Origin of the sequence: Pseudomonas lurida (genome assembly GCF_013522705.1) — a bacterium.
GTDB lineage: Bacteria > Pseudomonadota > Gammaproteobacteria > Pseudomonadales > Pseudomonadaceae > Aquipseudomonas > Aquipseudomonas quebecensis.
The window spans coordinates 25,730-45,286 of sequence record NZ_JAAMRE010000019.1 but is presented as its reverse complement, the minus strand read 5'-3'; the positions used below and the strand labels follow the sequence as shown (position 1 = coordinate 45,286).

Here is a 19,557-nt window from a genome sequence, read left to right as displayed (position 1 = left end):
ACCGCCGCTCCCCAGGGGAAGCGGCGGCATTGGAAGTAACCCGGTAAGGCTTAGTAAGCCAGGCCGAAGTTTTCTTCTTTCATGTCCATCAGGTTGCTGGCGCCCGACAGCATGGTCGCCACGTGGGTACGGGTGCGTGGCAGGATACGCTGGAAGTAGAAGCGCGCGGTCTGCAGCTTGGCGGTGTAGAACGCCTCTTCGGTGGTGCCGGCAGCCAGTTTCTCGGCGGCCAGGCGTGCCATGTCGGCCCAGAAGTACGCCAGGCAGGCGTAGCCGGAGTACATCAGGTAGTCCACCGACGCGGCACCGACTTCTTCACGATCTTTCATCGCCGCCATGCCGACCTTCATGGTCAATTCGCCCCACTCTTTGTTCAACGCCGCCAACGGCGCGACGAACTCGCTGACCGCTTCGTTGCCTTCGTTGGCCTGGCAGAACTTGTGCACGATCTTGGTGAAGCCCTTGAGCGCTTCGCCTTGGGTCATCAGCACTTTGCGGCCGAGCAGGTCCAGGGCCTGGATGCCGGTGGTGCCTTCGTACAGCATCGAAATGCGGCTGTCGCGCACGTTCTGCTCCATGCCCCACTCGGCGATGAAACCGTGACCGCCGTAGATCTGCACGCCGTGGTTGGCCGCTTCAAAACCGACTTCGGTCATGAAGGCCTTGGCGATCGGGGTCATGAAGGCCAGCAGGCCGTCGGCCTGTTTCTTGGCTTCGTCGTCGGTGCCGTACTTGACGATGTCCACTTGCTTGGCCGTGAAGTACACCATCGCACGGTTGCCTTCGGCGAAGGCTTTCATGGTCAGCAGCATGCGGCGCACATCAGGGTGCACGATGATTGGGTCGGCGGCCTTGTCCGGGGCTTTCGGGCCGGTCAGGGAACGCATTTGCAGGCGATCGCGGGCGTATTTCAGGCCGCCCTGGAAGCCGATTTCAGCGTGAGCCAGGCCTTGCAGCGCAGTGCCCAGGCGAGCGGTGTTCATAAAGGTGAACATGCAGTTCAAGCCTTTGTTGGCCGGGCCGATCAGGTAACCGGTGGCCGCATCGAAGTTCATCACGCAGGTGGCGTTGCCGTGGATGCCCATCTTATGTTCCAGGGAACCACAGCTCACCGCATTGCGCTGGCCGATCGAGCCATCGGCGTTGGGCAGGAACTTGGGCACGATGAACAGCGAGATGCCTTTGGTGCCGGCCGGTGCGTCCGGCAGGCGAGCCAGCACGATGTGCACGATGTTATCGGCCATGTCGTGTTCACCGGCCGAGATGAAGATTTTGGTGCCGGTGACTTTGTAGGAACCGTCGGCCTGAGGCTCCGCCTTGGTGCGCAGCATGCCCAGGTCGGTGCCGCAGTGCGGCTCGGTCAGGCACATGGTGCCGGTCCATTCGCCCGACACCAGCTTGGTCAGGTACGCCTCTTGCTGCTCGGGCGTGCCGTGCTCGGAAATGGTGTTCATCGCGCCGTGAGACAGGCCTGGGTACATGCCCCACGACCAGTTGGCCTCGCCGACCATCTCGCTGACCGCCAGGCCCAGGGATTCCGGCAGGCCTTGGCCGCCGTGCTCCACATCATGGGCCAGGCTTGGCCAGCCGCCTTCGACGAATTGCTTGTAGGCTTCCTTGAAACCGGTTGGCGTTTTAACGCCCGACTCACTCCAGGTGCACCCTTCCAGGTCGCCCACGCGGTTCAGCGGTGCCAGCACTTGCTCACAAAACTTGGCGCCTTCTTCGAGGATGGCGTCGACCATGTCCGGGGTAGCGTCCTGGCAAGCCGGCAGGCTCTGATAGTGCGCTTCATAGCCAAGCAGTTCGTCACGAACGAAGCGAATATCACGCAAGGGGGCCTTGTAGTCAGGCATAGCGATAAACCTCTGCTGATGTATCTGGAATGAACAACCGCGTGGATGTGCTGTGGCGGTCAAACAGGTGTTTGAAACATACGTTTACGACCTGGGGATGTCAAGCGCCGTCCAGATGCCGTTTGTCATGACGCACATCAATGCCGCCCACGACTACGCTTGCGGCGCAATGCCACATGAGGTGAGTGTAGAGAATCAAAACAAACACGCCGGGCCGAGGTCAGGACCAGCGCGTTGGATCGGGGGAGTGGATAGGAGCGTCCGGGCTGCCAAGCAGCCCGCGCGGGGCAGGCCCGCTGCGCAATAAAGCGCGGGCTAAGCGTAGGTGTCGATCAGCGTACCGAGCATTTCATCCGAAGCCTTGGCGACTTTGACGCCCAGCTCCACCTGAAACTTGCCCTCGGCCATTTCGACCATATTGCTGGCGGAGTTGGAAGGTTGGGCACGGTCGTTGGCGCGCAGGCGGTCGATCTGCGCATCCGACGGCTGGCTCGTGGCGGCGCTGGCAATTCTGCCGGCGGCCTGGTCGACACGGCTCTGCCCGGCCTGAATGCTGCTCAGGCCCGAATAAAACGCGCTGCTTCCAGAGATTTCCATGGCGTCAACCTGCCTTTAGAGAATCATGAGCTGTGATTGAAGCAGAGTTGGTGGCAAAACGCCCGTTAAAAACACTAATGGCACAATGCCCAAGCGATAGCCAAAATCAGTCAAGCAGGTCCAGTTGCAGGTACTCAGCGACCGCCTCGGCGCTGGCGTGCTTGAGCTTGGGTACGCGCCCCAGGCATGGCGCGGGCAAGCGCTCGGCCAGGGTGGCGAGGTTTTCTTCCAGACGAGAGGTCTTGGGGTCGACGATATTGGCCACCCACCCCGCCAGCGACAAACCATCCCGCGCAATCGCTTCTGCAGTCAACAAGGCATGGCTGATGCAACCCAGGCGTACACCCACGACCAGGATCACCGGCAGCTTGAGCGCCATCGCCAGGTCCGAGAGGTTGGCCTGATCGGCCAATGGCACGCGCCAGCCGCCGGCTCCTTCGATCAGGGTGAAATCGGCCTGCCGCGCCAGGACCTGTTGCATCGGCTTGAGCAGCGACTGCACCGTCAGTGCAACACCCGCCTCACGCGCGGCCAAATGCGGAGCGATGGCGGGTTCGAAGGCCACGGGGTTGACTTCGGGATAGGTCAGCGGCACCGAACACTCAGCCAGCAGCGCCAGTGCATCGGCGTTGCGCAGGCCCTTGGGCGTCACCGCGCAACCGGACGCCACCGGTTTACCGGCCGCCGTGCTTTTGCCCGCCTGCCGAGCTGCGTACAACAGGCCCGCGGCGATGGTGGTCTTGCCCACATCGGTGTCGGTGCCGGTGATGAAATAGGCGGCGCTCATAGAGGCTTCTCCAGTACGGCATAGACCACTTGGTAAGTCGCCGGCAGACCCTGGGCCTGGCGGAACTGCTCATAGGCCTGCACCAGTGCAGCAATCCGCGCGCGCCCCGTCAAGCCACCCGGCCGGCCGGGGTTCAGGTTGTGCGCACCAAGTGCCTTGAGTTCATGGGTCAGGCTGCGTACATCCCGGTAGTGCAGCACATGGGCCTGACGCGTCAGGCTCAATGTACGCAGGCCACTGGCGGCGCACAGTTGCTGGTACGTGCCGAAGGTGCGGAAGCGGTTGACGTGCACCAGGCCATCGGCCGCGCGCCAACTTTCACGCAGTTCCTCCAGCGTGCCCACGCACAGGCTGGCGAACGCCAGCACACCGCCCGGCTGCAGCACGCGACGGGCTTCGCTGAGCACCGACTCGAAATGGGCACACCACTGCACCGCCAGGCTGGAGAAAATCAGCCCGCAGCTGTCGTCTTTGAGCGGCAGACGCTCCGCGTCCCCGGCAATAAAGTGCGCCGCGCCGCCCAACGGCCGCGCGTGATTGAGCATGCCTTCGGCGATATCCAGCGCCACGCCGTGGCTGTGGGGCAGCCGCTCGCGCAACGCCCGACTGAAATAACCGGTACCGCAGCCCATATCCAGCCAGCGCGCGGGTGCGATGCCCGCCGGCAAACGCGCCAGCAATTCACCACCCACTGCCCGTTGCAACTCGGCAACGCTGTCATAGCTGGCCGCCGCGCGGGAGAACGACGCCGCGACCTGGCGTTTATCCGGCAAGGCGCCGGGCAGCGGGGGATGGGATAAGTCAGTCATCAACGCACTCATGCAAAAAAGCCTGGATGGCCGCCGCAACACCGTGGGGATCTTCCAGAAGAAAAGCGTGACCGGCCTGCTCAATCAGGCCGATTTCAACCTCGGGCAGCAGGGCCAGCAATTCACTGGCGGCTTCGGCGGGCACCAGCTCATCCATGCCGCCAAACAGGTGCAATTGCGGCCCGCGATAGGCCAGCAACGCATCGCGAGTGTCCAGTTGCGCGAGCAGTTCGAGGCCGTTCATCAACCCCTCAGAAGGCGTATTCGGTGCGCCGCCGACCAACAAACGCGCCAGACCGCGCGGGTCGGCAGCGCCCTTGGCACACAGCAGGCCGAAGCGCTTGAGCGTGACTAGGGAATCGGCGTGGCAACCGGCGAGGAAGGCATCGAACGTCTCGGCGGGCATCGCGTTGGGCCAGCCGTCATGGCCGACAAAACACGGGTTGCTTGCCAGTGTCACCAGGCCGCAGCAGCGTGCGCCGCGGCGTGCCGCCAGCTCGCTGGCCAGCATCCCGCCGAGGGACCAGCCGCCCAGCCAGACGTTGTCCGGCAGGGTGGCGTCGAGTTCTTCGAGCCATTCATTCAGGTCGCTGGAGTCCAGCGCGGGCAGCGGCTCGATGTGCACCTGCAGGTGTTCATCCACGCCACGCAAGGCCGCCGCCAACGGTTCCAGCGGTGAGATACCCAGGCCCCAGCCCGGCAACAGAATCAGTCGATCACGCATGGTCGCGCTCCCAACACACTTGCAACGCGTCTAACAACAACTGCACCTGTGCTTCGGTATGGGCGGCCGTCAGCGTCACACGCAAGCGCGCACTGCCGGCGGGCACGGTCGGCGGGCGGATTGCGCTGACCATCAGGCCACGCTCGCGCAGCATCCGGGACAGGCGCATAGCCCGGGCACTGTCGCCCACCAGGATCGGTTGGATCGGCGTAAAGCTGGGCATCAAGTCCAGACCGATCTGTTCGGCGCCGTGGCGGAACTGGCGAATGAGCGCATTGAGGTGTTCGCGGCGCCAGTGTTCGGTGCGCAGCAGCTCCAGGCTTTTCAAAGTGGCACAGGCCAGCGCGGGCGGTTGGCTGGTGGTGTAGATGTACGGCCGGGCGAACTGGATCAGGCTCTCGATCAGGTCTTCACTGCCCGCCACAAACGCACCGGCGGTGCCGAACGCCTTTCCTAAGGTCCCGACCAGCACCGGCACGTCCTCCTGGCTAAGGCCGAAATGCTCGACAATCCCGCCGCCGTTGGCGCCCAGGGGGCCGAAGCCGTGGGCGTCATCCACCATCAGCCAGGCGCCTTTTGCGCGGGCTTCCCGAGCCAGCGCGGGCAGGTCCGCGAGATCGCCGTCCATGCTGAACACGCCGTCGGTGACCACCAGGGTGTTGCCGGTGGCCTTCTCCAGGCGCCTGGCCAGGCTGGCGGCGTCGTTATGCAGGTAGCGATTGAAACGCGCCCCGGACAGCAGCCCCGCGTCCAGCAATGACGCATGGTTGAGGCGGTCTTCGAGCACGGTATCGCCCTGGCCTACCAGCGCCGTGACCGCACCGAGGTTGGCCATGTAGCCAGTGGTGAACAGCAGAGCGCGTGGGCGACCGGTGAGGTCTGCCAAGGCTTCTTCCAGTTCATGGTGTGGCGTCGAATGGCCGACCACCAGGTGCGAAGCGCCGCCGCCCACGCCCCAGCGGGACGCACCGGCGCGCCAGGCTTCGATCACCTGTGGATGATTGGCCAGGCCCAGGTAATCGTTGTTGCAGAATGCGAGCAATGACTGGCCGTCGACGACTACCTGCGGGCCTTGAGGACTGGCAAGCAACGGCCGTTGGCGATAAAGGTGTTCGGCACGACGGGCAGCGAGGCGCGCGGCGAGATCGAAAGACATGCAGGCCTCGGATTGGCAGGTTTAACTCGGTCAACCATAGGGGAGGGAGCTTGCTCCCGATGAGGGTGTGCCAGCGCATGTGTTGACTGACCCACCGCTATCGGGGGCAAGCCCCCTCCCACATTGGGATCGCACTTCAATTAAACGACGGCGTTGTAGAACTGCTCGCTGCTTTTCTGCTCCACCAAGGCCTGTTCGATCGCCGCCTGGTGCACCTCATCGGCGTGCTCTTCGCGCGCCTCCGGCTGGATGCCCAGACGGGCGAACAGCTGCATGTCCTTGTCCGCCTGCGGGTTGGCGGTGGTCAGCAGTTTGTCGCCGTAGAAGATCGAGTTGGCGCCGGCAAAAAAGGCCAGTGCCTGCATCTGCTCGTTCATGGCTTCGCGACCGGCCGACAGGCGCACATGGGAGGTGGGCATCAGGATGCGCGCCACCGCCAGCATGCGAATAAAGTCGAACGGGTCGATGTCATCGGCATTTTCCAGCGGCGTACCGGCCACCTTCACCAGCATGTTGATCGGCACCGACTCGGGATGCTCCGGCAGATTGGCTAGTTGGATCAGCAGGTTGGCGCGGTCGTCGAGGGACTCGCCCATGCCGAGGATGCCGCCGGAACAGATCTTCATTCCCGACTCACGCACATAGGCCAGGGTCTGCAGGCGCTCGCTATAGGTGCGGGTGGTGATGATCGAGCCGTAGAACTCCGGCGAGGTGTCGAGGTTGTGGTTGTAATAGTCAAGGCCAGCCTCGGCCAGGGCTGCGGTCTGGTCCTGATCGAGGCGACCGAGGGTCATGCAGGTCTCCAGGCCCATGGCCTTGACGCCTTTGACCATCTGCAGCACGTAGGGCATGTCTTTGGCCGACGGGTGTTTCCACGCGGCGCCCATGCAGAAACGGGTCGAACCGATGGCCTTGGCGCGCGCGGCCTCTTCGAGCACCTTCTGCACTTCCATCAGCTTTTCTTTTTCCAGGCCGGTGTTGTAGTGACCCGACTGCGGACAATATTTGCAATCTTCCGGGCAAGCACCGGTTTTGATCGACAGCAGGGTCGACACCTGTACGCGGTTGGCGTCGAAATGCGCGCGGTGCACGGTCTGCGCCTGGAACAACAGGTCATTGAACGGTTGCACGAACAACGCTTTGACTTCGGCTAACGACCAATCGTGACGCAAGGTGGCGGTGGTGCTGGCGCTCATGGGCGATTCCTTAATTATGCTTCGGCAGGCGCTACGGGCAGGCAATACCCACAGGCACGACACGGATGCTCGGCATATTTAAGGAAGATTCATGCACTGTCAACCTGGACACAAACACCAAGTTTACAACTGGTTAAAAAACGAACAAATCTGTTTAATCTGCGATGAAACCACCGAATCGGCGCAGTGTGTGTGCAACGTCTGCGAAACCGAGCTGCCGTGGCTGCTGGACCAGTGCGACGTGTGCGCACTGCCCTTGCCGATGGACGGACTGACCTGCGGCCAATGCCAGAAAAAGCCGCCTGCGTTTAAACAGGTGATCGCGCCCTGGTCCTACAGCTTTCCGGTCGACAGTCTGATCAGCCGCTTCAAGCATCAGGCGCGCTGGCCGTTGGGGCAGATGCTTGCGCGACTGCTCGCGCAGCACGTGCAGCATCGCTTCGACAACACCGACCTGGCGCGTCCCGACTGCCTGCTGCCGGTGCCTCTGGCCCGCAAGCGCCTGCGCGAGCGCGGCTACAACCAGGCGCTGATGGTTGCGCGCTGGCTCAGCCAGGACCTGAACATTGCTTGCGATGCACAGCTGCTGCTGCGTCCCCACGAAACCGTCGCGCAACAGGCCCTCGACGCCCGGACACGCCGACGCAACCTGCTCAACGCCTTTGCCCTGGCGCCCGATGCGCAGGTGCAAGGCCGCCACTTTGCGCTGGTGGACGATGTGCTCACCACGGGCGCCACCGCCCACAGCCTGAGCCACCTGCTGATCAGTGCCGGCGCGCGCCAGGTCGATGTGTATTGCCTGGCCCGCACGCCCAGGCCCGGCGCCTGACTTGACGGCGGTGCGTCTTGCCCGCAACGTTCGGTCGAGCCCATTCAAGCGTATTGCCATGCCTCTGCCGACGCCCCTCAGCCAACACATCATCCGCCGCCCGCAGCGTATTGCGCTGCTGGCCCATATTGCCGAACAAGGCTCGATCACCCGCGCGGCCAAGAGCGCGGGCCTGAGTTACAAAGCCGCGTGGGACGCCATCGATGAGCTTAACAACCTCGCGCAACAGCCCTTGGTCGAGCGCAGTGTGGGCGGCAAAGGCGGCGGCGGTGCACGGCTGACCCACGAGGGCGAGCGGGTGTTGCGCCTGTATCAGCGCCTGCAACTACTGCAGGCCGAGGTGCTGGCGTCGGACGAAGCGGCCAGTGATTTCAACCTGCTCGGCCGCCTGATGCTGCGCACCAGCGCCCGCAACCAGTTGCATGGCCGGGTCCACGCCATCGAGTCTCAGGGCCGCAATGACCTGATCCATCTGCAGCTGGCCGGCGGCCTGACGCTCAAGGCGCAGATCACCCACGACAGCACGCAACGGCTGGAGCTGGAACCGGGCGTGGAAACCGTGGCGCTGATCAAGGCCGGGTGGCTGGAGCTGCTGGGCCCAGAGCAAACCGCAACACCTGGAAACAATTGCCTGGACGGCGTAATCGAGACAATTCTCCACGCCGACGATGGCCCCGCCGAAGTGCGCATCATCTTGCCAAATGGCCTGGTCCTCTGCGCTTTGGCCCAGGCCAATGCATTTGAAGCACTGGGCGCGGCAACCGGCCAGCCGATCCAGGTGCAATTCGCGCCGAGCCAGGTATTGCTGGGAACGCCGGTATAAGGGAGGCGTTTCTTCAAACTGCAACAATTTCGTCACGGCCGCTGCTTAAGGTGTTGGCAAAAAGCACTCAAGGAGCCTGAGATGAGCCTGTTAGAAGAGAACCAAGCCACCGACCTCGAACAGATGGTCGGCCTGACCCGTCGCCGCTTTATCGGTGCCGGCGCCCTGTGCGGTGCCGCGATGTTCCTGGGCGGCAACCTGCTCAGCCGCAGCGCCCTGGCGGTCAATGCCGCTAACGCCAGCCCGTTGCTGGGGTTCGACAGCATCGCCGCCGCCACCAGCGACACCATCAGCCTGCCACCAGGCTACAGCGCCTCGGTGCTGATCAGCTGGGGCCAGCCGCTGCACAAGAATGCGCCGGCCTTCGACCCGTCCGGCAACGGCACAGCGGTGGCACAGGAGCAGCAGTTCGGCGACCACAACGACGGCATGAGCCTGTTCCCCTTCCCCGGCGACAACAACCGCGCGCTGATGGCGATCAATAACGAATACACCAACTACCGTTATCTCTATGCCCACGGCGGTACGCCGCAATCGGCCGAAGAGGTGCGCAAGGCCCAGGCCAGCGAAGGCGTATCGGTCATCGAAATTCGGCGTAAGGGTGACACCTGGCACTTCGTTCAGGACTCACGCTACAACCGTCGCATTCACGGCAACACGCCGATCCGCCTCAGTGGCCCCGCGGCCGGCCATGAGTGGTTGAAGACCAGCGCCGACAAGTCCGGCAAGAAAGCCCTCGGCACCTTCCAGAACTGCGCCAACGGCATGACCCCCTGGGGCACCTACCTGACCTGCGAAGAAAACTTCACCGACTGCTTCGGCAGCAGCAACCCGCAGCAAGCCTTCGACGCCGGGCAGAAACGCTACGGCGTGGTGGCGGCCAGCAAAGAGATCAACTGGCACCTGCACGACCCGCGTTTCGACATGGCCAAGAACCCCAACGAACTCAACCGCCATGGCTGGGTAGTGGAAATCGACCCGTTCGATCCGCAGTCCACCCCGGCCAAACGCACGGCCCTGGGCCGTTTCAAACACGAGAACGCGGCACTGGCGCAAACCCGTGATGGCCGCGCCGTGGTGTACATGGGCGATGACGAGCGCGGTGAGTTCATTTACAAGTTCGTCAGCCGCGACAAGATCAACCACAAGAACCCCAAAGCCAACAAAGACCTGCTCGACCACGGCACCTTGTACGTGGCGATCTTCGATGCCGGCGACGGCAACGCCGACCATCCGCGTGGCAAGGGTCAGTGGGTGGAGTTGACCCATGGCAAAAACGGCATCGACGCCGGCAGCGGTTTCGCCAGCCAGGCCGAAGTGCTCATTCACGCGCGCCTGGCCGCCAGCGTGGTCAAGGCCACGCGCATGGACCGCCCGGAATGGATCGTGGTCAGCCCCACCGACGGCCAGGTCTATTGCACCCTGACCAACAACGCCAAGCGCGGCGAGGACGGCCAGCCAGTGGGCGGGCCCAACCCACGCGAGAAGAACGTCTACGGCCAGATCCTGCGCTGGAAGGCCAACGCCGACGACCATGGTGCCGACGATTTCAGCTGGGACCTGTTCGTGGTGGCCGGCAACCCGCAGGTGCATGCCGGCGCCCCCAAGGGCGGCTCGTCGAACATCAACCCGCAGAACATGTTCAACAGCCCCGACGGCCTGGGCTTCGATAAGGCCGGGCGTCTGTGGATTCTCACCGACGGCGACTACAGCAACAGCGGCGACTTCGCCGGCATGGGCAACAATCAAATGCTCTGCGCCGACCCGAGCACCGGCGAAATCCGCCGTTTCATGGTCGGACCGGTGGCGTGCGAGGTGACCGGCATCAGCTTCGCGCCGGATCAGAAGACGCTGTTCGTGGGCATCCAGCACCCGGGCGAAACCGGCGGTTCGACATGGCCGGAGCACTTGCCCAACGGCAAACCGCGCTCGTCGGTGCTGGCCATTCGGCGGGATGACGGCGGGATCGTCGGCGCCTGACACGGCCTTATCGGGGGCAAGCCCCCTCCCACATTTTGACTGGTGATGACCTTCAAAGGTGGGGGGAGTTTGCCCCCGATGACAATGGCACAGTCGCCCCCTATCTCAAGCCGTGTGCGTTACCATACTCGGCCGGACGCGGCGCCCTGCTGCGCGCAGGAGTTCGCATGGCCCACCCGTTTGAAACACTCACCCCCGACCTGGTACTCGACGCCGTCGAAAGCATCGGTTTTTTAAGCGATGCCCGCGTATTGGCGCTCAACAGCTACGAAAACCGCGTGTACCAAGTGGGCATCGAAGACGCCGAGCCGCTGATCGCCAAGTTCTACCGGCCGCAGCGCTGGACCAACGAAGCAATTCTGGAAGAACACCGTTTCACCTTTGAACTGGCCGAATGCGATGTACCGGTGGTGGCGCCGCTTATCCACAACGGCGAAAGCCTGTTCGAGCATGCGGGGTTCCGCTTTACCCTGTTCCCTCGGCGCGGCGGCCGTGCGCCGGAACCGGGCAATCTGGACCAACTCTATCGCCTGGGGCAACTGCTGGGGCGCTTGCACGCCGTGGGCTCCACGCGGCCGTTCGAACACCGCGAAGCATTGGGAGTGAAGAACTTCGGGCACGATTCGCTGACCACGCTGCTGGAGGGCAATTTCATTCCCAAAAGCCTGCTGCCGGCCTACGAATCGGTGGCGCGCGACCTGCTCAAACGCGTGGAGGAGGTGTACAAGGCCACCCCGCACAAGAACATCCGCATGCACGGCGATTGCCACCCCGGCAACATGATGTGCCGCGACGAGATGTTCCATATCGTTGACCTGGACGACTGCCGCATGGGCCCGGCCGTGCAGGACCTGTGGATGATGCTCGCCGGTGATCGCCAGGAATGCCTGGGCCAGCTGTCGGAATTAATGGACGGCTACCAGGAGTTTCACGATTTTGACCCGCGAGAACTGGCGCTGATCGAACCGCTGCGCGCCTTGCGTTTGATGCACTACAGCGCCTGGCTGGCGCGGCGTTGGGATGATCCGGCGTTCCCCCACAGCTTCCCGTGGTTCGGCACGGAGCGGTATTGGGGCGATCAGGTCCTGGCGTTGCGTGAGCAACTCTCAGCCCTCAACGAAGAGCCGCTGAAACTCTTCTGATTGCTTTTAAGGTGGGAGGGCCTTGCCCCTCCCACACAAAGCACAACTCATTACCAAGCAGTCCCATTGGTTGAGAAATATCCTTACAATCGCGCTTTGTTAGCTGCCTAAGCAAGGATTCCGCATGCACGCCGCCAACCCCCGCAAGGGGTACATCCTGGGCCTGAGCGCCTACGTCATCTGGGGCCTGTTCCCGCTCTACTTCAAAGCCATCGCCAGCGTACCCGCCGCCGAGATCATCGTGCATCGGGTGCTGTGGTCGGCGCTGTTCGGGGGCTTGCTGCTGATGGTGTGGAAACATCCCGGCTGGTTTCGCGAGCTGCGCGACAACCCCAAGCGACTGGCGATTTTGGCACTGAGCGGTTCGCTGATTGCGGCCAACTGGCTGACCTATGTGTGGTCGGTCAACAGCGGGCGCATGCTCGAAGCGAGCCTGGGTTACTACATCAACCCGCTGGTGAACGTGCTGCTGGGCATGCTGCTGTTGGGCGAGCGTCTGCGCCGCTTGCAATGGGTGGCGGTGATATTGGCCGCCGTGGGCGTGGCGCAACAGGTGTGGCAGGTCGGCAGCTTGCCATGGGTGTCGCTGGCGCTGGCGTTGACCTTCGGTTTCTACGGATTGATCCGCAAGCAGGCACCGGTCAAGGCGTTGCCGGGGCTGGTGGTAGAGACGTGGATGCTGGTGCCAATTGCAGTCGCGTGGCTGCTGTTCAACCCCAGCGCACACAGTGCGCAACTGGCGTTCTGGAGCACCTCCGAAGCCTGGTGGCTGGTGGCCGCCGGCCCGGTGACGCTGATCCCGCTGGTGTGTTTCAACGCCGCCGCGCGGCATTTGCCTTACACCGCATTGGGCTTTTTGCAGTACGTGGCGCCCACGTTGGTGTTGCTGGAGGCGGTGCTGCTGTTCGGCGAACATTTGGCGCCGAGCACGCTGCTGGCCTTCGCGTTCATCTGGGCCGGGCTGCTGGTGTACAGCGTGGACGCCTGGCTGAGCGTACGTAAACGCTGATCAAATAATGTACAAAACTCTGCAAGCCACGGTCTGTGTGGCTTGCAGACATTCACCCCAAGGTTATCCACAACCTGGTCCCCGCCATTTGTGCACAAGCCATTGAAACTGCTCGTTTTTCGCTCAGTTTACGAAGAGCCTCGGCCCACGTGGCCTGCCGAGCAGTCTCTACAGGTTATCCACAGGCCCATGCAAGATTTCCATGCATAACCCTGTGATTACTCTTCGTGGTGCAGTTCCACCATCAGATCATCGGCCAGTTTTTCCAGCGAGGCTTGCAACGCATCCAGGGGCAACGTCGACGGCACCTGCAACAGCGCCTCGGCCTTGAACAGCAGGTCCCCACTCATCGGCGCCGGGCTTACGCCCGTACTCAGGCTCTCGAGGTTGACGCCCTGCCGGCTCAACAGCGCCGTGATCTCACGCACGATGCCCGCGCGATCATTGCCCACCAACGTCATCACGATGGGCTTGGAAGCCGGTGCCTGCCCGGTGCTGCCCTCGCCCACCAGCACGCGAATGCCGTGGGTGGATAAGTCCTCCAACGCCCCCACCAGGGCCTGACGATTCTCCGTCGGCACACTCACCCGCAGGATGCCGGCAAACTGCCCCGCCATGTGGGCCATGCGGCTGTCCAGCCAGTTGCCGCTGTGGGCAGCGATGTTCTGCGCGATGCGTTCCACCAGGCCGGGTTTGTCGGCGGCAATAATAGTGAGTACAAGATGGTCCATAGCGAAGCCCTCTGGAAGTCAATCTACAAGGTGGACCCGAGGGCCCTCGAAAACAAATCGTGTACCATTTTTATATTTATCTGGAACAATCCAATAGGTTTTTGAGAACATACCGTTCTCCGCTGTGACCGTACGACCAAAGTGGGTCGCTAAACGACGTATTTAGTCTAATTTTCACAACCGCAAGTCATCATGTAGTATGCCCAACCGTGCACTACATAATGAAAATCTGAAACAGCGCATAAGCTCCGCAGAGTGAGGCAAGCAATGACTGAACACGTTCAAGTCGGTGGCCTGCAGGTCGCCAAAGTCCTGTTCGACTTCGTGAACCACGAAGCCATTCCCGGTACCGGCATCAGTGCCGACCAGTTCTGGGCCGGTGCCGACAAGGTCATCCACGACCTGGCGCCGAAGAACAAAGCCCTACTCGCCAAACGCGATGATTTCCAAGCGCGGATCGATACCTGGCACCAGACCCATGCCGGCCAGGCCCACGACCCGGTGGCCTACAAAGCCTTCCTGCAAGACATTGGATACCTGCTGCCAGAAGCCGCGGATTTCCAGGCCTCGACCCAAAACGTCGATGACGAAATCGCGCGCATGGCCGGCCCGCAGTTGGTGGTGCCGGTAATGAATGCGCGCTTCGCCCTCAACGCATCCAACGCCCGCTGGGGTTCGCTGTACGACGCGCTCTACGGCACCGACGCCATCAGCGAAGCCGATGGCGCCGAGAAGGGCAAAGGCTACAACAAGGTGCGCGGCGACAAGGTCATCGCCTTCGCCCGCGCCTTCCTCGACGAAGCCGCACCGCTCAGCGCCGGCAGCCATGTCGATTCCACCGGCTACAAGATTGCCGACGGCAAACTGATCGTCAGCCTCAAAGGCGGCAGCAACAGCGGCCTGCGCGACGACAGTCAATTGATCGGCTTCCAGGGCGACAGCGCCCAACCGATCGCGATCCTGCTCAAGCACAACGGCCTGCACTTCGAAATCCAGATCGATGCCAGCACCCCGGTCGGCCAGACCGACGCCGCCGGCGTCAAAGACGTGCTGATGGAAGCCGCGCTGACCACCATCATGGACTGCGAGGATTCCGTCGCCGCCGTGGATGCCGACGACAAAGTGGTGATCTACCGCAACTGGCTCGGCCTGATGAAGGGCGACCTGGCCGAAGACGTGGCCAAGGGTGGCAAGACCTTCACCCGCACCATGAACCCCGACCGTGTCTACACCGGCGTGGATGGCCAGGACGTGACGCTGCATGGCCGCTCGCTGCTGTTCGTGCGCAACGTTGGCCACCTGATGACCATCGACGCGATCCTGGATAAAGACGGCAACGAAGTGCCCGAAGGTATTCTCGACGGCCTGATCACCAGCCTGGCGGCGATCCATAGCCTCAACGGCAATACCAGTCGCAAGAACAGCCGTACCGGTTCGGTGTACATCGTGAAACCGAAGATGCACGGCCCGGAAGAAGTCGCGTTCACCAACGAGCTGTTCGGCCGCATCGAAGACGTGCTGAACCTGCCGCGCAATGCCCTCAAAGTCGGGATCATGGACGAGGAGCGCCGCACCACGGTCAACCTCAAAGCCTGCATCAAGGCCGCCAGCGAGCGTGTGGTGTTTATCAACACCGGCTTCCTCGACCGCACCGGCGATGAAATCCACACCTCCATGGAAGCCGGCGCGATGGTGCGCAAGGCAGCGATGAAGTCGGAAAAGTGGATCGCGGCGTATGAAAACTGGAACGTCGATATCGGCTTGAGCACCGGCCTGCAAGGGCGTGCACAGATCGGTAAAGGCATGTGGGCAATGCCCGACCTGATGGCGGCGATGCTCGAACAGAAAATCGCCCACCCCCTGGCCGGCGCCAACACCGCCTGGGTGCCTTCACCCACGGCGGCCGCATTGCACGCGCTGCACTACCACAAGGTCGACGTGTTCGCGCGCCAGGCCGAGCTGGCCAAGCGCGAGCGCGCCTCGGTGGACGATATCCTGACCATCCCGCTGGCGCAGAACACCGCTTGGACCGAGGAAGAAATCCGCAACGAGCTGGACAACAACGCGCAGGGCATCCTCGGTTATGTGGTGCGCTGGATCGACCAGGGCGTCGGCTGCTCGAAAGTGCCGGACATCAACGACGTCGGCCTGATGGAAGACCGTGCCACCCTGCGTATTTCCAGCCAGCACATCGCCAACTGGCTGCGCCATGGCATCGTCAATCACGCGCAAGTGATGGAAAGCCTCAAGCGCATGGCGCCGGTGGTGGACCGCCAGAACGCCGGGGACGCGCTGTATCGCCCTTTGGCACCGGATTTCGACAGCAACATCGCGTTCCAGGCGGCGGTGGAACTGGTGATTGAAGGGACCAAGCAGCCAAATGGGTATACCGAGCCGGTGTTGCACCGTCGGCGTCGGGAATTCAAGGCTAAAAACGGCCTGTAAATGAAAAAGCCCTGATCGAAAGATCAGGGCTTTTTCTTTGAGGGTGAACGAGCAAACGGTGAACGCATTCCTACAGGAAGTACGCGGTCAACAGTGTGAGAAGCCTGCCGCCGTTGAGCCCCGCACATTCACTGCAAAATCAGGAAGCCATCCCCAGCTCCCGCTTCACCAACTTCGCCAGTTTCACGCTATCAATCGGCTTGAGCAGAAAATCCACCACACTCAAATGCATGGCATCAATGACATCGGGCGCTTCGGCATCCCCCGACATGATGATGATCGGCAGCGCCGCGCGGGTGGATTCGCGCACCTGTTTGATCAGCTCCAACCCGTTGCTGGGTTGCATGCGCAGGTCGGTAATCAACAAGCCGATGGAGCTGCTGGATTTCAACAAGTCCCACGCCCGCTCACCACTGTCGGCGGTCATGCAGCGAATGCCGTCCAGGCCCAGGATCTCCGCCAGCAGTTCGCGCGCGTCCTTGTCGTCGTCGACAATCAACACGCGTTGTGGCGGTAGATCGGGTTCCAGCATCACGGCGTTGAGCGCCTCGCGCTCGGCATCACTCAAAATATCGTGGTCGGACATACGGTTCTCAGCGGTTCTAATCAATCTCCCAGCACTCGTCAGACATCTGCGGAAGGTCGAACAATGTGCACTTCGTCGGAAAGTTTGCCTAGTGGGCGTTCTACGGGGTTTGGACGATAACCATGTAAGGTTTTTCCCTAGTCCCGCTGCGTTTTCATAGACCTAGACTTACGTCCAATGGGCACCCGTGGCGCAGGAGCCGACCATGCACCTCGATAACGACAAAAAAACGCGGTCACTGTAATGAGTAAAGCTGATGCCTTCGCCCAGGCGGGGAAAACTGCCGTGTTGCAAAATATCCAGGGCACGCTGCAGTTCCTGCAACGCTTCCCGCCGTTCAACCAGATGGAAAACGCGCACCTGGCGTACCTGGTGGAACAATGCCAATTACGCTTTTATGCTCCCGGTGACAGCATCCTCAAACCCTCCGGCGGGCCGGTCGAACATTTCTACATCGTCAAACAAGGCCGCGTGATCGGCGAACGGCCGGACACCACCGAGACCACCTTCGAAATCACCACCGGTGAATGCTTCCCCCTGGCCGCGCTGTTGGGCGAACGCGCCACGCGCACCGAGCACAAGGCCGCCGAAGACACCTTTTGCCTGCAACTGAACAAGCCAGCCTTTATCAAGTTGTTCGCCCTCTCCAGCCCATTTCGCGACTTTGCCCTGCGCGGCGTCAGCAGCCTGCTGGATCAGGTTAACCAGCAAGTGCAGCAAAAAGCGGTGGAAACCCTCGGCACCCAATACTCGCTCAATACCCGCCTGGGCGATTTGGCCATGCGCCATCCGGTCACCTGCAGCCCGCACACGCCATTGCGCGAAGCAGTGACACTGATGCACGAGCAACAAGTGGGCAGCATTGTCATCGTCGACGACAACAAGGCGCCCCTGGGGATTTTTACCCTGCGCGACCTACGCCATGTGGTGGCCGACGGCGTCAGCGATTTCAGCCAGGCCATCGACGCGCACATGACCCAGGCACCGTTCTTCCTGACGCCGGACCACAGCGCCTTCGACGCCGCCATCGCCATGACCGAACGGCATATTGCCCATGTGTGCCTGGTCAAGGACCAGCGCCTGTGCGGCGTGGTGTCCGAGCGCGATCTGTTTTCCCTGCAACGCGTGGATCTCGTCCACCTGGCGCGCACCATCCGCAACGCCCCGCGTATCGACAACCTGGTGGCGATTCGCGGCGAGATCGGCCAATTGGTCGAGCGCATGCTGGCCCACGGCGCGTCATCCACCCAGATCACCCATATCATTACCCTGCTCAACGATCACACCGTTTGCCGGGTGATCGAGCTGACCCTCGCTGAAAAGGGCGACCCGGGCGTGCCTTTCAGCTGGCTGTGCTTCGGCAGCGAAGGCCGTCGCGAGCAGACGCTGTACACCGACCAGGACAACGGCATTCTGTTCGAGGCCAGGGACGCCGCCGACGCGGTTGCGATCCGTGCTCGCCTGCTGCCGCTGGCCCAGCAGATCAACCAGAGCCTGGCGCTATGCGGTTTCAGCCTGTGCAAGGGCAATATCATGGCCGGCAACCCGGAGTTGTGCCTGTCGCGGGTCGAATGGGCACGGCGCTTTGCGGCGTTCATTCGCGAGGCGACGCCAGAAAACCTGCTGGGTTCGAGTATCTATTTTGACTTGCGCGTGGTGTGGGGCGACGAGCAAGGCTGCGAGCTGTTGCGCCAGGGCGTTCTCGATCAGGTCGCGGATAACCGCCTGTTCCAACGCATGCTGGCCGAGAACGCGCTGCGCCAGCGCCCTCCGGTCGGGCGTTTCCGTGACTTTGTGCTGAGCCGCAAAGCCGGCGAAAAAGCCACCCTGGATCTCAAGGTGCAGGGCCTCACCCCGTTCGTGGATGGCGCGCGTCTGCTGGCCCTGGCCAATGGCATTCACGCCAACAACACGCTGGAGCGGTTGCGCCAATTGGTGGTCAGGGAGGTCATCGAAGCGTTGGACGGCGCCGCGTACGAAGAGGCCTACCACTTTATCCAGCAAACCCGCATGCAGCAGCATCAACGGCAAAGTCGCGAAAACCAGCCCTATTCGAACCGCGTCGACCCCGACAGTCTCAACCACCTGGACCGGCGCATCCTGCGCGAATCCCTGCGCCAGGCCCAGCGCCTGCAAAGCAGCCTGACCTTGCGGTATCAGCTGTGAGCCTGTTCGGCTGGCTGCGCACGGCCAAACCCCAGCTCGATGCGACGCAACAACGACGCTTGGCGCAACTGCGCAAACCCGCGCCGCTGAGTGAAGACGCCTTGCGCAGCCAACGCTGGGTGGTGCTGGACCTGGAAACCAGCGGCCTGAACCTCAACCGTGACCAGGTGCTGTCCATTGGCGCAGTGGTGATCGAGGATGGCGCGGTGGATTTTTCCCAGTTGTTCGAACGCACCCTGCACCGCGCCCACACCCGACTCAGCCCCAGTGTGCTGATCCACGGCCTGGGGCCCAGTGCGATTGCCGCCGGCAGCGACCCGGTGGAGGCCCTGCTGGACTTCATGGAGTTCCTCGGTGACAGCCCGTTGCTGGCGTTCCATGCGCCGTTCGATCAACACATGCTGGGCCGTGCGCTCAAGGACAGCCTGGGGTATCGCCTGGTTCACTCGTTTCTGGATGTGGCCGACATCGCCCCGCTGCTATGCCCCGAAGCACCTATTCGCGAGGCTGGGCTGGACGATTGGGTCAAGTATTTCCACCTCGAGGTCGGCGAACGCCACCACGCCAGCGCTGACGCCCTGGCCACGGCGGAATTGATGCTGATCCTGTTCAGCCGTGCGCGTCGGCAGCTCATCGACACGCCGCACGCATTGCACGCGCGCGTAAGCCAATGGAAACGGCGCCAACAGGCGCCATCGTTTTAATCTCATCTCCCGACAGA

General features: G+C 62.4%; 17 protein-coding genes. 8 read left to right on the top strand and 9 right to left on the bottom strand.

Translation table 11 applies throughout. The annotated features are described in order from the left end of the window. Positions 1-50: 50 nt before the first annotated feature. From G7025_RS16460 to bioB, 7 genes are all read right to left on the bottom strand, one after another. Entirely contained in the window at positions 51-1,856 is a 1,806-nt protein-coding gene (locus tag G7025_RS16460; RefSeq protein WP_181080209.1) for a phenylacyl-CoA dehydrogenase, read from the bottom strand. A gap of 315 nt (positions 1,857-2,171) precedes the next feature. Next, entirely contained in the window at positions 2,172-2,453 is a 282-nt protein-coding gene (locus tag G7025_RS16455) for a pyrroloquinoline quinone biosynthesis protein PqqE (protein WP_181080208.1), read from the bottom strand. Positions 2,454-2,559: 106 nt separating this feature from the next. Next, positions 2,560-3,240 (bottom strand): dethiobiotin synthase, encoded by a 681-nt coding sequence (gene bioD / locus G7025_RS16450; protein ID WP_181080207.1) that lies wholly within the window; start codon positions 3,238-3,240, stop codon positions 2,560-2,562. After that, positions 3,237-4,049, bottom strand: coding sequence for a malonyl-ACP O-methyltransferase BioC (bioC, locus tag G7025_RS16445; RefSeq protein WP_181080206.1), 813 nt, complete (start codon positions 4,047-4,049; stop codon positions 3,237-3,239). The genes bioD and bioC overlap by 4 nt, the downstream gene beginning before the upstream one ends. Then, positions 4,042-4,773: an alpha/beta fold hydrolase gene (locus G7025_RS16440; protein WP_181080205.1), complete on the bottom strand. Its 732-nt coding sequence runs from the start codon at positions 4,771-4,773 to the stop codon at positions 4,042-4,044. The genes bioC and G7025_RS16440 overlap by 8 nt, the downstream gene beginning before the upstream one ends. Continuing rightward, the gene (bioF, locus tag G7025_RS16435) at positions 4,766-5,929 is read right to left on the bottom strand and encodes an 8-amino-7-oxononanoate synthase (protein ID WP_181080204.1); all 1,164 of its coding nucleotides are present in this window, start codon (positions 5,927-5,929) and stop codon (positions 4,766-4,768) included. Before bioF ends, G7025_RS16440 begins: the two co-directional genes overlap by 8 nt. A gap of 140 nt (positions 5,930-6,069) precedes the next feature. After that, positions 6,070-7,125, bottom strand: a complete 1,056-nt coding sequence (gene bioB / locus G7025_RS16430; protein WP_181080203.1) for a biotin synthase BioB — start codon at positions 7,123-7,125, stop codon at positions 6,070-6,072. A gap of 91 nt (positions 7,126-7,216) precedes the next feature. Between bioB and G7025_RS16425 the strand changes: the two genes are divergently transcribed. The 5 genes from G7025_RS16425 (at position 7,217) to rarD (ending at position 12,908) form a co-directional block, all read left to right on the top strand. Beyond that, a complete protein-coding gene (locus G7025_RS16425; RefSeq protein ID WP_181080202.1) occupies positions 7,217-7,954 on the top strand; it encodes a ComF family protein in 738 nt (245 codons plus the stop codon). A gap of 58 nt (positions 7,955-8,012) precedes the next feature. Beyond that, positions 8,013-8,777 (top strand): TOBE domain-containing protein, encoded by a 765-nt coding sequence (locus G7025_RS16420; RefSeq protein WP_181080201.1) that lies wholly within the window; start codon positions 8,013-8,015, stop codon positions 8,775-8,777. 81 nt (positions 8,778-8,858) lie between these two features. Beyond that, positions 8,859-10,757: a PhoX family protein gene (locus tag G7025_RS16415; RefSeq protein ID WP_181080200.1), complete on the top strand. Its 1,899-nt coding sequence runs from the start codon at positions 8,859-8,861 to the stop codon at positions 10,755-10,757. A 167-nt stretch (positions 10,758-10,924) separates the two neighbouring features. Then, on the top strand, positions 10,925-11,899 hold the full coding sequence (locus G7025_RS16410; RefSeq protein ID WP_057702225.1) for a serine/threonine protein kinase: 975 nt from the start codon (positions 10,925-10,927) through the stop codon (positions 11,897-11,899). A gap of 124 nt (positions 11,900-12,023) precedes the next feature. Further along, a complete protein-coding gene (rarD, locus tag G7025_RS16405) occupies positions 12,024-12,908 on the top strand; it encodes an EamA family transporter RarD (RefSeq protein WP_181080199.1) in 885 nt (294 codons plus the stop codon). A 218-nt stretch (positions 12,909-13,126) separates the two neighbouring features. Here the strand turns inward: rarD and G7025_RS16400 are convergent, their stop codons facing one another. Next, a complete protein-coding gene (locus G7025_RS16400; RefSeq protein ID WP_181080198.1) occupies positions 13,127-13,639 on the bottom strand; it encodes a glycine cleavage system protein R in 513 nt (170 codons plus the stop codon). Between the two features lie 267 nt (positions 13,640-13,906). Here G7025_RS16400 and G7025_RS16395 point away from each other — a divergent pair, with 267 nt between their 5' ends. After that, positions 13,907-16,084, top strand: coding sequence for a malate synthase G (locus tag G7025_RS16395; protein ID WP_181080197.1), 2,178 nt, complete (start codon positions 13,907-13,909; stop codon positions 16,082-16,084). A gap of 139 nt (positions 16,085-16,223) precedes the next feature. Here G7025_RS16395 and G7025_RS16390 read toward each other — a convergent pair whose 3' ends face one another. Beyond that, positions 16,224-16,670: a response regulator gene (locus G7025_RS16390; protein WP_181080196.1), complete on the bottom strand. Its 447-nt coding sequence runs from the start codon at positions 16,668-16,670 to the stop codon at positions 16,224-16,226. Positions 16,671-16,913: 243 nt separating this feature from the next. On the opposite strand from G7025_RS16390, the gene G7025_RS16385 reads away from it, so the two are divergent. Further along, positions 16,914-18,836, top strand: coding sequence for a putative nucleotidyltransferase substrate binding domain-containing protein (locus G7025_RS16385; RefSeq protein WP_181080195.1), 1,923 nt, complete (start codon positions 16,914-16,916; stop codon positions 18,834-18,836). Continuing rightward, complete coding sequence (locus G7025_RS16380) at positions 18,833-19,540, top strand: 3'-5' exonuclease (protein WP_181080194.1); 708 nt, start codon at positions 18,833-18,835, stop codon at positions 19,538-19,540. The genes G7025_RS16385 and G7025_RS16380 overlap by 4 nt, the downstream gene beginning before the upstream one ends. The last annotated feature ends 17 nt before the right edge of the window (positions 19,541-19,557 follow it).

What these genes read in the sequence shown, in the direction of transcription:
- bioC (WP_181080206.1), bottom strand. Translation starts at nt 4,049, where the DNA reads ATGACTGACTTATCCCATCCCCCGCTGCCCGGCGCCTTGCCGGATAAA.
- G7025_RS16390 (WP_181080196.1), bottom strand. Translation starts at nt 16,670, where the DNA reads ATGTCCGACCACGATATTTTGAGTGATGCCGAGCGCGAGGCGCTCAAC.
- rarD (WP_181080199.1), top strand. Translation starts at nt 12,024, where the DNA reads ATGCACGCCGCCAACCCCCGCAAGGGGTACATCCTGGGCCTGAGCGCC.
- G7025_RS16400 (WP_181080198.1), bottom strand. Translation starts at nt 13,639, where the DNA reads ATGGACCATCTTGTACTCACTATTATTGCCGCCGACAAACCCGGCCTG.
- G7025_RS16395 (WP_181080197.1), top strand. Translation starts at nt 13,907, where the DNA reads ATGACTGAACACGTTCAAGTCGGTGGCCTGCAGGTCGCCAAAGTCCTG.
- G7025_RS16420 (WP_181080201.1), top strand. Translation starts at nt 8,013, where the DNA reads ATGCCTCTGCCGACGCCCCTCAGCCAACACATCATCCGCCGCCCGCAG.
- bioD (WP_181080207.1), bottom strand. Translation starts at nt 3,240, where the DNA reads ATGAGCGCCGCCTATTTCATCACCGGCACCGACACCGATGTGGGCAAG.
- G7025_RS16410 (WP_057702225.1), top strand. Translation starts at nt 10,925, where the DNA reads ATGGCCCACCCGTTTGAAACACTCACCCCCGACCTGGTACTCGACGCC.
- G7025_RS16425 (WP_181080202.1), top strand. Translation starts at nt 7,217, where the DNA reads ATGCACTGTCAACCTGGACACAAACACCAAGTTTACAACTGGTTAAAA.
- G7025_RS16385 (WP_181080195.1), top strand. Translation starts at nt 16,914, where the DNA reads ATGAGTAAAGCTGATGCCTTCGCCCAGGCGGGGAAAACTGCCGTGTTG.
- G7025_RS16415 (WP_181080200.1), top strand. Translation starts at nt 8,859, where the DNA reads ATGAGCCTGTTAGAAGAGAACCAAGCCACCGACCTCGAACAGATGGTC.
- bioF (WP_181080204.1), bottom strand. Translation starts at nt 5,929, where the DNA reads ATGTCTTTCGATCTCGCCGCGCGCCTCGCTGCCCGTCGTGCCGAACAC.
- bioB (WP_181080203.1), bottom strand. Translation starts at nt 7,125, where the DNA reads ATGAGCGCCAGCACCACCGCCACCTTGCGTCACGATTGGTCGTTAGCC.
- G7025_RS16440 (WP_181080205.1), bottom strand. Translation starts at nt 4,773, where the DNA reads ATGCGTGATCGACTGATTCTGTTGCCGGGCTGGGGCCTGGGTATCTCA.
- G7025_RS16460 (WP_181080209.1), bottom strand. Translation starts at nt 1,856, where the DNA reads ATGCCTGACTACAAGGCCCCCTTGCGTGATATTCGCTTCGTTCGTGAC.
- G7025_RS16455 (WP_181080208.1), bottom strand. Translation starts at nt 2,453, where the DNA reads ATGGAAATCTCTGGAAGCAGCGCGTTTTATTCGGGCCTGAGCAGCATT.